Consider the following 12,451-nt stretch of genomic DNA (forward strand, 5'->3'; position numbering starts at 1 on the left):
CAAGTTAGTTTGCTCTCATGCTCTGAAGTGACCCCCAAATGTATCTTGTTCCCATGCTCCTGCGTGGGAACACCTGTTTTGGTGGCTTTTTCGAAAGCGTTGTTCATAATCAATAATCACATCACGGGCATGACCAAGACTGGGGGCACGTTTGCCCATCCATGTGCCCAGGCCCAAAGGGACGGCCTGCCCCAGTCTGATGCCGTTTACCTCATTTTTATCAAGTTCAAGCAAGGCATCCCAGCTTAATTCAATACCAATATATTGCCGTAACCAATCCATAAGCTGGCGGGCATTTTTTGTGCCGGGCAGGAAGGACTCGAACTGGTGTCTGTTTAAGGGACCAAGTTTAAGCCTGAATTTATGTTGCGCATCGCGAACCGCAATACCCAGAATAGTGTCCTGGCCCAGACCCAATGAACCACCCAGTTGCAGCTGCTGATTTGGTTCAAGTTTGATCCATTGAGGTACGAATTCCTGGATATTGACCTGAATGTTAAAGAAAGTGGACAGAATTTGGGTCAGCCCTTCGGGATTTCGGGTTTGTCTTACCAAGTGCCCGGCAAAGAAATACTTGGCGTGATCCATGACCGAATCACGATTCTGCAGGGATTCTTCACCCTGGTTGATCAGGCTGGCTACATAACGGGTAAAGCGGTTTTCCTTGCGATCCAGGCTGACGGTGCTTTGTGCATCGGCCCAGGCCCGGTAAAACAGGGTAATAAGCCGGTGGTGGAAAATATCGGCAAACGCGGAAAGCGTATGGTCCCGGTGGTGGAAAATGCGTTCCCTGACATATTCGGTCAGGTGCAGTGGCAAGGGGCCATTGGGGCCAAACAGCCCAAAGCCCAGCGTTGAAATAACCGGTGGGCCGTCTTTGTCGAGGTTAACCTTGCCAAGTGTTGATGCAGCAAAAGCCAGCGAGGGTTCCTGTCGCAGGCGTACAGATTCATGGGACGGCAAACTTTCCTTGCCCAATGGTTGGCGCATGCCGGTACAGGCATCCAGCCAGCGCATGACATGATAAAAGCTGTGTTTGTAGGGTTCTTGTTCCAGGGCTTGCCAAAATCCGGGCGGAAGCCGGGAAGCCTGTTTGACAGCAGGAGAAGGAGAAACTTCCATTAGGAGGAAAAGTGCGGACAAAAGATTTATTCTAATCTTGCAATATGAACGTAATATTAAATTGAAGCGTCCGTTTCTTCATGATCCCGTCATATTGTTTTGTTAGTTTTACGGCTAATTAATTCCACTCGTTCCCACGTTCTGCGTGGGAACGGCAACCGGAGAATTCGTCTCATTCCCACTCTGTGTGGGAATGCTCCTTGTTCTCATACTCTGCGCGTGGGAAGGTGAACAGGTCGAGTTGTGTTGTATGGCTAATTCCTTGTTCCTCGTCTCGTTCCCATGCTCCTGCGTGGGAACGCCCATCAATTTTAGTATCAATAATATGTCGGAAATCAATCGGACAGAACTGTTCGGAAAACTGAATTCACTGCTTTACCGTTCTTTGGAAGGCGCTACGGCTTTTTGTAAATTAAGGGGCCATCCCTATGTAGAACTGGTGCACTGGCTGCATCAAATCATGCATGAGCACGACAGTGATTTCCAGAAAATCATTAAATATTTTGAGCTGAAAGCAGATGACCTCGAAAGGGGTATTGTGGCGGCCTTGGCCGAACTCCCCGGTGGTGCTTCTTCAATTTCCGATTTGTCCGAGCACCTGGACAGCGCAACAGAACGGGCCTGGATTTACGGTTCCCTTAAATACGGAGCCGCCAAAATCCGTAGCGGGCATTTGTTGCTGGGTATTTTGAAGACACATTCGCTGCGCAACGTGCTGTATGGCATTTCTCCCGAGTTTCGTAAAATCGTGCCCGATGTGCTGGCCGGACAATTTTCTGCCATCGTTAAGGGGTCAGCAGAAGACAGGAACGAGACGCTTTTTGCCTCCGGTGGCAACTCCGATTCCATGGCAGGTGCCGGTGGCAAGGGCAAATCGGCACTGGCACAGTATGCGGTGGACATGACCGCCCGTGCCCGCAATAATGAAATAGATCCGGTCTCCGGGCGTGATGAGGAAATCCGCCAGATTGTGGATATCCTGATGCGCCGGCGTCAGAATAACCCCCTGCTAACCGGTGAGGCCGGTGTGGGTAAAACGGCCGTGGTCGAAGGGTTGGCCATTCGCCTGGCCAAGGGTGATGTGCCACCGGCGTTGCGGCAGGTTCAGTTGTATTTGCTGGATATTGGCCTGCTGCAGGCAGGTGCCAGCATGAAAGGGGAGTTTGAGTCGCGCTTGCGCCAGGTCATCGATGAAGTACAGGCCAGCGAAAAGCCAATTGTTTTGTTTATTGATGAAATCCATACCCTGATTGGGGCTGGCGGGGCGGCGGGCACCGGTGATGCCGCCAACCTGCTTAAGCCTGCACTGGCACGCGGGCAGCTGCGGACGATTGGCGCCACCACGTGGGCAGAGTATAAAAAGTATATTGAAAAAGATCCGGCCCTGACCCGTCGTTTTCAGGTAGTGCAGGTTCATGAGCCCGATGAGGCAAAAGCGCTGGTCATGCTGCGTGGCCTGGCAGGCAATCTTGAGGCCCATCATCAGGTCTTGTTGTTGGATGAGGCGATAGATGCCGCCGTGCGCCTTTCCCATCGCTATATTCCTGCCCGCCAGTTGCCTGACAAGGCCGTGGCCCTGCTGGATACGGCTTGCGCCCGCGTGGCGATTAGCCAGCATGCGCAGCCTGGTGCACTTGAAAATGTCCGCCGTGAAATTGAGCATCTGGGTATTGAGCGGGGCATTGCCATTCGTGAGCGCCAGCTTGGCATTGAGAAACCCGGGCGTCTGGAAAAAATTGATGAATCCTTGGCTGTTGCCCGTGAACGCCTGGAAAAACTCGAAGCGGCCTGGCAGCTGGAGCAGTCACTGGTTACGCGTTTGCTGGCGTTTCGGGCGCAATTGCAGGAAGAGCTGGAGCGTGAATCGTTTAAGATTGAACAGGATGGCATCGAAGAGGCTGAAATCGAACGGATTCGTACCCAATTGCAGGAAGTCCAGGCCGAATTGATGGCGTGCCAGGGTGAAAACCCCCTGATCTTCCCTTCGGTGGATGCCAGTGCGGTGGCGGCCGTAGTAGCCGACTGGACCGGTATTCCGGTGGGTCGCATGGTAAAAGACCAGTTGGTGTCAGTGCTGGGCTTGGCCGATACGCTTGAAAAACGGGTCATTGGCCAGCGCCACGGGCTGGACATGATTGCCCGCCGGGTGCTGACTTCCCGTGCGCGTCTGACGGATCCCAACAAGCCGGTAGGTGTATTCATGCTGTGCGGCCCCAGTGGCGTGGGAAAGACGGAAACCGCGCTGGCACTGGCCGAGTCCCTGTATGGGGGTGAGCAAAACCTGATCACCATCAATATGAGCGAGTTTCAGGAAGCGCATACCGTGTCCACCCTTAAAGGTGCGCCACCGGGGTACGTTGGTTATGGTGAAGGGGGACGCCTGACCGAGGCGGTGCGGCGTTGTCCTTACAGTGTCATTTTGCTTGATGAAGTGGAAAAAGCACACCCTGATGTGCATGAGATCTTTTTCCAGGTCTTTGACAAGGGCTGGATGGAAGACGGTGAGGGCCGGCAAATTGATTTCCGTAATACCGTCATTATCCTGACCTCTAATACGGGAACGGACTTGATGATGGATTTATGCAAAGACCCTGACCTGATGCCCGAACCTGAGGCACTGGCCACAGCCATGCGTGATCCTTTGCTGAACATATTCCCGCCCGCCTTGCTGGGGCGGTTGGTGGTGGTGCCATATTATCCCTTGTCAGACGACATGCTGGGTAATATCGTGCGTTTGCAGCTTGGCCGGATTGGTAAACGGATTAACGAAAATCATGGCATTGATTTCAGCGTTGGGGATGATGCGGTGAAGCTGATTATTGAGCGTTGTACCGAGGTGGAATCGGGCGGTCGCATGGTGGATGCCATTTTGACCAATACGGTATTGCCTGAAGTCAGCCGCAAGGTATTGGCCGCAACGCTTCAGGCAGAAACCCTTACCAGGCTGGAGCTGGGGTGTGCCGAGGGCGAATTTGTTTATTCCTGGTCTTAGCGGTTTTCATGATTGTTGTTATAAGCCGCTTGCTGCAGGGTTTGCAGGATTCTGTCCTCCTGGTGTTCAGCCAGTTCCCGTGTTTGCCTGAGTGTGCCTGGGCTGTTGTCTGTAAAGATGGTGGCCCGGTGCTGTTCGGTGCCATCGCGGCTTAACATCAACAAAGGGTCATGGTGGTGCAGGGGCTGACGCACGCCCTGTGGCGATAGAAGAGACACTGGGTCGGCATGATTGCGATCGCTGGCACTGGGTATTTCAAATGGATGGGCCTCTGTCTGGATGGGGGCGCCAACAGGAAGCGTGCCTGGGCTATTAAGCAGATCGGTGAAAATATCTTCCGCAGGGGGAGGAGGGGGTGGTGCTGCCGGAGCGGGTTCTTCAACAGAAACCGGAGCGGCCGGCTCTGTAAAGGCGGGTACCAGTACGGTTTGCGGGACTTGGGCTGGCGTTGATGCTGGCATGGCTGAAACGGTGGTTGCGGTGCTCACCGTGGCCGCAGTGGTCTGGCTGGCTGTTGCCGTTTCTGTTAGTGCCTGCAAAACATAAGACCCCAGCGTTATCCGGTCCTTTTCTCCAAAAGCGGCCTGTTGTTTGAAAGCCAGGATAAGCCCGTTAAGGTAAATGGGGCTGGTGCTGCAAAGATTGACAAGCACGGCATCACCCTGTGCGTTCATGCGTAATGCCGCCTGTACTTTGCCAATGGTGTGTTTTTCATCGGCAAGCACAATATCATTTTCAGGGCCGCTGCCAATGGTTCCCCCCGGTACTTGCAGTTGGCTAGTAATAAGTTTGGCAGGATCTGCGGTATTGATAATAGACAGTTTCAACATAAATGGCGTTTGGTCTTGACTCAGGGTGATGGGCGCAGCGCTTTATTTTTGGCTGGAAAGCTGTTTTTCAACACGCAGGCGTGAAGCCTGGACTTTTTTGTTTTCCCGCTCAAAGACCGGTCCCCAGGTGGGGTGGGTGCTTTCTGCCGGATCTAGCGTGTAGTCGGGGTTACCCGATAGCATTTTATTGAAGGTTTTTCCGCAGGCGGTTCTTCTTTTGGAAACACATTCGCTAAAAGCCTGGAATTTAAGGGCTTCGGTCCTGAAAGCCAGGGAACCGGTAAGCATCAAGGGTTCAGCCTTGATCTGTGTAATCAGGGTTTTGTAGTTGCCATTGGCAAATTCGGTCTTGATGGTTTCCAGTACCACTTCTTCTTCAGGAGAGTAGGGGCTGGGCGGTTCTTTGGGGGCAGTGGTGCACGCACTTAATGCCAGACTGATCAAAATGGAGCCGCTCAGGAGGGAAAATGATTTTTTGCTTGAGTATTTCATGTTAAGAAATGTTGATGTAATAAATATGTTTGATAATTAAAAAAATTATCAGGGGCGGACATGCTTCATGCCTTATTTCATGCGCCATCACCAAGCATGGTACATGTGAAACATGACAGAAATATGTTGTTTTATTAAATTGGCTTTGTTTGTTCATTATTGAAATATTTTAAGTCAAGCCTGAATCAGTTATAGTTAAAATAAGAGGGTTTTATGTTTGCTTTTCGATTGCTGCGGTCAGGGCTATTGAAAATTGGCGTTCTGGCAATGGTAATGGCCTTGGCGGGGTGTGCGGCCAGCGAAAATAAAATGGCCGTGCCGTATGCGGTTGAATTAAGGGGGGCACATGTCATTAACCCTAACCCTGAAGGCAGATCGGCCCCGGTCAAAATAACGGTTTACGAACTTAAATCCAGCACTGCCTTTGAAACCTCGGATTTTTTCAGCCTGCAGCAAAACCCGCAGCAGGCCCTGGGCGACCAGATGCTGGAAATCAGCTCGGTCATGCTTCAACCCGGCCAGAAGGAGGTCATGACGGCCATGGGTAATATCCATGCAAAATTCCTGGGGGTCGTGGCCGCTTTCCGTGACCTGAACAATAGCCAATGGCGCTTGCTGGTTCCACTGCCCGCAGCCAAAACCACCAATCTATACAAATTCTGGCAATTCTCTCCCGACGAGGCACGCGTCATTATTGATGTAGACGGACAGTCCATCCGCCTGAGCCGTCAGGCGGATAATAATTAATTGCAGACATTTTCATGAACAGTAAAAATAAAATAGTCTGGTCCGAAGGCATGTTTCTTCGGCCGCATCATTTTCAGCAGTTTGAACATTTTCTGGACAGCAATGCCCGGATTCGCCAGGAAAGCAGCAGTGGATTGTTTTGGGGATTTCGTGAACTGGCGCTGGATACGGATTCGCTGGCCTTGGGAAAGGTTGTGATTGCCGCAGCCAAGGGGATCCTGCCTGATGGCACCGCCTTCAGCTTTCATGGCTCTGCCGGTCCTGCCGCCCTGCAAGTGCCTGCGGGTACTTTCGGGCAGCGGGTTTACCTGGCCTTGCCACGTTACCGTGAAGAGTCTGAAGAAGTCATATTTGATGAGCAGGAAAACTCGTTGGCGCGTTATAGCGTGGTGGAAGAGGAGGTCTTTGATTCCTGCGATGTTTCCATGGGGACAACGGTTATACAAACCGGTAAATTACGTTTGCGCCTGATGCTTGAAAAGGATTTTGGGGATGAGTGGATCGGCATGCCACTGGCGGTTATCAAGGAAAAGAGTGAAGACCGTAAAATTATTCTTGATGATAAATATATACCACCGGTCGTTTCCTATTCCACCAGCCCGGTGCTGGGCAATTTCGTCAAGGAGATTGCAGGGTTGCTTGAAACCCGCAGTGAGCTGCTGGTGAACCGCCTGCAGCAGCCTGGCCGCAGCGGCGTGGCCGAAGTGGCCGAGTTCATGACCCTGGAAACCATTAATCGCTATAGGGGTGCGTTTTGGCACATGCTGTCGCTGGAATATTTGCACCCCGAGCGGATTTTTCATGATTTCCTGATGCTGGCCAGCGACTTGGCCACGTTTACCCAGCCTGGCAAACGCATGAGCAGTTTTCCGGCTTATGTGCATGACAATCTTTTGCTAAGTTTTGCCCCTCTTATGGAAGTCTTGCACAGTGCCCTGACGGCAATTCTTGATGAACAGGCCATTCGTATTCCTTTACAGGACAAGGGGCAAGGTCTGGTGCTTGGGCAGATTCCCGATTTGCACCTGATGCAGACGGCCGATCTGATTCTGGCGGTGCATGCCGATATGCCTGCAGAAACCGTGCGTATGCATTTTCCCACACAGGCCAAGCTGGGGCCGGTTGAGCGGATACGTGACCTGGTTCATTTGCAATTGCCAGGTATTTCCATCAGGCAGTTACCCAATGTACCGCGACAGTTGCCCTATAGTGCCGGCCATCTTTACTTTTCACTGGAAAAAAATGGCGAGATGTGGAAGCAATTGGAAAAAACCGGTGCGCTTGCTTTGCATCTGGCGGGTGAGTTCCCGGGTCTGACCATGGAGTTCTGGGCCATCAGGCAAGATAAAAGGTAATTCAGCATGCAAGCCGGAAATTATACCGATGGAGTAACGGGACAGTGGGGGTGGCAGCCAGGGCTGGAAGCCGTGCCGGAAAGCCTGAGTCCCGGAGATTATGTTATTAGCGGTTCAAACCCTTTGGTGGCGGCCGCAAACCCCTTGCTGGTGCTCATACCTCAAATACGCAATGCCCGTTCACATGCCTCACCGTCTGAGTTGCGGCTCAGGCTGATTGATGAAATCCGACTGTTCGAATTGCGTGCCCAACAGGCAGGAATAAGCAATGAAACCATTCTGGGTGCCCGCTATTGCCTGTGTACCGCCCTGGATGAAGCGGCTGCGCTTACCCCATGGGGAGGTGGTGGTGCCTGGTCGGCCAACAGCCTGCTGGTGACTTTTCACAATGAAACCTGGGGTGGAGAGAAGTTTTTCCAGTTGCTGGCCAAGCTGTCGCAAAATCCTGCCCCCTATATCGATTTGCTTGAGCTGCTGTATTACTGTTTGGCTTTGGGTTTTGAGGGGCGTTACCGGGTGGCCGATAACGGCCGTTCGCAACTGGAAACACTGCGCCAGCGCCTGCTGCTTATCTTGCACAAGGCACGTGGCGAGTATCCGCAGGCCCTTTCGGAACACTGGCAGGATACGCCAGTACAGAATCAGCTCAAGCGTCTTCCGGTTCCCCTTTGGGTAGTGGCCGTGTTGGCGGTCGCCTTGGGGCTGTTTTCATATTTGGGTTTTGCCTGGACGCTGGGCGACCAGTCAGACCGTTTGTTTGCCGGCATCATTGGCGTGAAGCCTCCTGTCTTGCAGATTGTTGCTCCCATCCGTCCCGAAACGGCCATGCCGGTTCAGCTGGATACACCGGCACGTCTGGCCAGGTTTTTGGCACCTGAAATAAGGGAAGACCTCTTGACCGTGCGTGACGAGGCAGACCGCAGCGTGGTGGTGTTGCGGGGCGATGGCCTGTTCGAGTCAGGTTCGGATGCGGTGCGATCCCGGTATCTGCCGGTCTTGTCCCGGGTGGCTGATGCCCTGAATCAGACCCAGGGCAATATTCTGGTCAGTGGTTATAGCGACAATGTGCCCATCAAGACGGTGCGTTTTCCGTCCAACTGGGAGCTGTCACAGGCACGGGCGGATGCCGTCAAGAAAATACTGGATGCCCGGCTTGATAACAAACTCAGGGTTCGTGCTGAAGGCAAAGCGGAAGCCGATCCGGTTGCTCCCAATGATACACCTGCCAACCGGGCCCGTAACCGCCGGGTTGAAATTACCTTGCTGGTTTCACCGGTCGTACCTGCCAGGCAGGAGAATGAATAATGTTTAGCCGTTTTTTCAGTTTTTTATTCAGTACAGCCCTGTGGACGTTTCTGGGTCTGGTTGTGCTGTGTTATTTGATCTGGGTTTTGGGTTCTTCGCTGTCCATTAACCAGTGGTATCCGCTGGAAGAACCGGATGTGCGTGTTTATGTGATTGTGGCCATTTTCGCCATTTGGCTGCTGCGCATTTTATGGAGAAAATGGCGTGAAGGCCGTTTGAATGCCCAGTTGCTGGGGCAATTGCGCAAACCGTCCAAAAACAGGCAGTCAGAAAACCTGCCTGAAAAAGAAACGGCCGAGTTGCGGGTGTTGACTGAACGGTTTGATGAAGCCATCGATTTATTAAAAAACATCCGTTTTGAAGGAACGAAAAACCCGTCATCACTGGCGCTGTTTTCAAAGTCGCATTTGTATCAATTGCCCTGGTATGTTTTTATTGGCGCACCCGGTTCGGGAAAAACCACCGCATTGGTTAATTCGGGCCTGAATTTCCCGCTGGCAGACAAGTTTGGCAAGGTCGCCCTGAAAGGGGTGGGCGGAACCCGCAATTGTGACTGGTGGTTTACCGATGATGCGGTTTTGCTGGATACGGCCGGGCGCTACACAACCCATGAAAGTGATCCCGTTAATGACGAGGAAGAATGGAACGGGTTTCTGGATTTGCTGGTTAAATACCGGGGCCGTCAGCCTATTAATGGCGTTATGATGACCATTAGCATTGCCGATTTGCTAAGTAGCAATGACACCGACCGGGCACAGCATGCCGCCGTTTTGCGCCGGCGCCTGCAAGACCTGCGTGAGCAGCTTGGTATCCAGTTTCCCGTGTATGTCATGGTTACCAAGATGGACTTGTTGTCTGGTTTTGAGGCGTATTTCAATAGCTGCAGCCGTCAGGAACTTGAGCAGGTATGGGGTTTTACTTTTTCTTATGAAAAATCCCAAGAGGCTGGTTTCACGCTGCTGGATGCCTATAACACTGAATATGAATGGCTGAAAAAACGCCTGTTTGATGCCATGCCAACGATTATGGGCAATGAGCCTGATGAACAGGCACGAGCCAAGGCCTATCTGCTGCCGCAGCAATTTGCCAGTCTGCAGTCAATACTGGGTTATTTCTTAAGTGATGTGTTTTCTACCGCACGTTTTGAATCCCGGGTATTACCACGGGGCGTGTATTTTACCAGTGGCACCCAGGGCGGACAGACGTTTGACCAGGTGAGCGATCCGCTTAAAAAACACCTGAAAATAGAGGGTGGCCAGGCCCCGCAGTCTGGTCTGCCAAAAGAAGCGGGCAAGAGTTATTTCCTGCATAAGCTGCTTAAAGACGTGGTTTTTCGTGAATCGGGGCTTGCCGGGCTGAACCTGAAATGGGAAAAACGCTACCGTGCCCTGCAATGGACAGGCTATGGCGTGATGGCCACCGTGACAGTGGTGTGCCTGCTGGTCTGGTTGATGAGTTATCGCAACAACAGTGGCTATCTGGCGTATGTTAACAATAAACTGCCTGATTTCCGCCAGCTAAGCCAGGATATAAAAATCACCCGTGCCGGCGATGTATTGGGCCTGATGCCTTTCATGAATGCAGCGGTTGATTTGCCTGACGGTCCCGGTTTCAAGCCAGACGATGCCCCGCTAGGCTATGGTTTTGGACTTTACCAGGGTTATAAAATCCAGGCAGCGGCGGGCAGTGTTTATGATGACACCCTGAAACAAGTGCTGCTGCCGCAAATTTCACAAAAAATAGAATGGGCGCTGGAACAGGCCGACCCGAATGATCTTGAGCGTTCGTATGAAGCCTTGCGGGCCTACCTGATGCTGTATGACACGGCGCGTTATGATCCGGTTTTCCTGAAAACCTGGGTGCTGGGCCTGATGCAAGACGCTTTGCCCGTTAATTACACCCGTGCGGAATATGAGCGTTTGTCCAGTCATGTGGGGAACCTGCTTGATCAGGGCGTAGTGACCTCACCGTTTCCCAAAAATGAAGCCCTGGTAGAGCGTGTCAGGGCCAATCTGGACCGTCATTCCCTGCCGGTCAGGGTATATAGCCGGATGCAGCGTTTGTTGGCCAATGCAGAGCTCAAACCCGGTACGCTGGTTTCACTGGGCGGGGCCGAAGCGACCTCTGTTTTTGTACGCGCCAGCGGCAAGCCATTGAACGAGGGTATTCCGGGCCTGTATTCCTACAATGGATACTGGAATATTTTCAGCAAGCGTCTTGATGAAGTGGCCATGAAACTGCGCCAGGATGATGAGTGGGTGCTTGAGATTGCGGCGGGCCGTGAGGATGACTGGCGCAACAAGGTGATTGAGGACGTCAAGCGGCTGTATTTCAGTGATTATGTCAGCCAATGGGATCATTATCTGGCCGATGTCGCCTTGCGCAAACCATCTTCGCTCATTGAAGGCATAGAGTTGGCGCGCAGCCTTTCTTCCAGCAATTCACCGCTGGTTAAATATGTGAAAGCGGTTGCTTATGAAACCACATTGTTGCGTGAAGATGAGCGTAACCAGCGTTCTTTGATTGACAAGGCCAGGGAACGGGTGAGCAGTTCCACCCAGTCACTGGAACAAATGTTTGGTCCGGTGGGGCTGGAAAATGCCATCCGGCAGGACGCCACCCCCGAGCGGCTGGAAGAAATGGTGGATCGCCATTTTGTTAAATACAGGGAACTGGCTACCAGCCTTGGCCAGGGTGAGCCTGCACCCATTGAAGGCACGGTTGCCTTGCTGAACGAACTTTATACTTACCTGACAGCGGCAGATGCAGCCTTGCGTAGCCAAAGTCCCTTGCCCCCGGCAGATGTCCTGTCCAAGCTGCAGGCAGAATCAGGGCGCTTGCCGGAAGAGGTGGGAGCCATGCTGAGCGCCCTGTCGGTGCAGTCGGCCAGCGAGTTGAACAGTCTCCGGCAAGAAAAAATGGGAGAGGACGTGAATGCTACCCTGGGTAATTTTTGCCGTCGTGCCATTGCGGGGCGTTATCCGTTTGCCAATTCGGCCAAAGATGTGGCACCCAATGACTTCGCCCGGTTTTTTGGCCCCCAGCAGATGCTGGAACAGTTTTTTCAGCAGAATTTACAGCACCTTGTTGATGTATCGGGAACCCGGTTACGTTTCAAACCCGGGATAGATGGAAGCAAAGGCGATGTGGCCCGCTATTTGGGCGCTTTTGAAAATGGCGCGGTTATTCGTGACGTTTATTTTGCGGCTGGCAGGGCCGATCCCTCTTTCAGGGTGGCCATACGGCCTTTGGAAATGGACCCTGAGATCACGCAGTTCATGATGGATGTGGACGGCCAGCTGGTGACTTATTCACATGGTCCACAAATAGGAACAACCGTAGAGTGGCCCGGTAAAAGAGGGAGCAATCAGGTCAGCATCAGTCTGATGCCCCAGACGGGCACTTCGGGGCTGTCATCAACGGGTCCATGGGCCCTGAACCGCATGCTGGATCAAGCCAGCATACGGCGGGGCAAGTCGCCTGAAGTGACGATAGCCACTTTTAATATTGGCGGGCGCAGCGTTACGCTGGAGTTCACCGCTTATTCGGCCAAAAGCCCATTCAGGTTACCTGAAATGCGGGGTTTTACGTGCCCGGGAAAAGGGTAG

General features: G+C 52.6%; 8 protein-coding genes. 5 read left to right on the plus strand and 3 right to left on the minus strand.

Annotated elements, in window-relative coordinates:
* Positions 1-15 precede the first annotated feature (15 nt).
* Positions 16-1,122 (minus strand): type VI secretion system baseplate subunit TssG, encoded by a 1,107-nt coding sequence (tssG, locus tag HCX92_RS01155; RefSeq protein ID WP_169293083.1) that lies wholly within the window; start codon positions 1,120-1,122, stop codon positions 16-18.
* A gap of 325 nt (positions 1,123-1,447) precedes the next feature.
* On the opposite strand from tssG, the gene tssH reads away from it, so the two are divergent.
* A complete protein-coding gene (gene tssH / locus HCX92_RS01160) occupies positions 1,448-4,114 on the plus strand; it encodes a type VI secretion system ATPase TssH (RefSeq protein ID WP_169293084.1) in 2,667 nt (888 codons plus the stop codon).
* Here the strand turns inward: tssH and HCX92_RS01165 are convergent.
* Together HCX92_RS01165 and HCX92_RS01170 are read right to left on the minus strand one after the other, a co-directional pair.
* Positions 4,111-4,944: an FHA domain-containing protein gene (locus tag HCX92_RS01165; protein ID WP_169293085.1), complete on the minus strand. Its 834-nt coding sequence runs from the start codon at positions 4,942-4,944 to the stop codon at positions 4,111-4,113. The genes tssH and HCX92_RS01165 overlap by 4 nt on opposite strands.
* A 42-nt stretch (positions 4,945-4,986) precedes the next feature.
* Positions 4,987-5,436 carry a TssQ family T6SS-associated lipoprotein gene (locus tag HCX92_RS01170; protein WP_169293086.1) on the minus strand — a complete coding sequence of 150 codons (450 nt, stop codon included), beginning with the start codon at positions 5,434-5,436 and terminating at the stop codon, positions 4,987-4,989.
* Positions 5,437-5,649: 213 nt separating this feature from the next.
* Here HCX92_RS01170 and tssJ point away from each other — a divergent pair, with 213 nt between their 5' ends.
* The 4 genes from tssJ to tssM are packed head-to-tail and all read left to right on the plus strand — an operon-like array spanning position 5,650 to position 12,451.
* A complete protein-coding gene (gene tssJ / locus HCX92_RS01175) occupies positions 5,650-6,183 on the plus strand; it encodes a type VI secretion system lipoprotein TssJ (protein ID WP_169293087.1) in 534 nt (177 codons plus the stop codon).
* Positions 6,184-6,197: 14 nt separating this feature from the next.
* Positions 6,198-7,538, plus strand: coding sequence for a type VI secretion system baseplate subunit TssK (tssK, locus tag HCX92_RS01180; protein WP_169293088.1), 1,341 nt, complete (start codon positions 6,198-6,200; stop codon positions 7,536-7,538).
* A gap of 6 nt (positions 7,539-7,544) precedes the next feature.
* Positions 7,545-8,843, plus strand: a complete 1,299-nt coding sequence (locus tag HCX92_RS01185; protein WP_169293089.1) for a DotU family type VI secretion system protein — start codon at positions 7,545-7,547, stop codon at positions 8,841-8,843.
* The gene (tssM, locus tag HCX92_RS01190) at positions 8,843-12,451 is read left to right on the plus strand and encodes a type VI secretion system membrane subunit TssM (protein WP_169293090.1); all 3,609 of its coding nucleotides are present in this window, start codon (positions 8,843-8,845) and stop codon (positions 12,449-12,451) included. The genes HCX92_RS01185 and tssM overlap by 1 nt, the downstream gene beginning before the upstream one ends.

The sequence above is a fragment of the Advenella sp. EE-W14 genome (genome assembly GCF_012923605.1).
In the GTDB taxonomy this organism is placed as follows: domain Bacteria; phylum Pseudomonadota; class Gammaproteobacteria; order Burkholderiales; family Burkholderiaceae_B; genus Advenella; species Advenella alkanexedens.

Excerpts from the sequence above, each read along its gene's own strand:
- tssM (WP_169293090.1), top strand. The coding sequence starts at position 8,843 with ATGTTTAGCCGTTTTTTCAGTTTTTTATTCAGTACAGCCCTGTGGACG.
- HCX92_RS01165 (WP_169293085.1), bottom strand. The coding sequence starts at position 4,944 with ATGTTGAAACTGTCTATTATCAATACCGCAGATCCTGCCAAACTTATT.
- HCX92_RS01170 (WP_169293086.1), bottom strand. The coding sequence starts at position 5,436 with ATGAAATACTCAAGCAAAAAATCATTTTCCCTCCTGAGCGGCTCCATT.
- tssG (WP_169293083.1), bottom strand. The coding sequence starts at position 1,122 with ATGGAAGTTTCTCCTTCTCCTGCTGTCAAACAGGCTTCCCGGCTTCCG.
- tssJ (WP_169293087.1), top strand. The coding sequence starts at position 5,650 with ATGTTTGCTTTTCGATTGCTGCGGTCAGGGCTATTGAAAATTGGCGTT.
- tssK (WP_169293088.1), top strand. The coding sequence starts at position 6,198 with ATGAACAGTAAAAATAAAATAGTCTGGTCCGAAGGCATGTTTCTTCGG.
- HCX92_RS01185 (WP_169293089.1), top strand. The coding sequence starts at position 7,545 with ATGCAAGCCGGAAATTATACCGATGGAGTAACGGGACAGTGGGGGTGG.
- tssH (WP_169293084.1), top strand. The coding sequence starts at position 1,448 with ATGTCGGAAATCAATCGGACAGAACTGTTCGGAAAACTGAATTCACTG.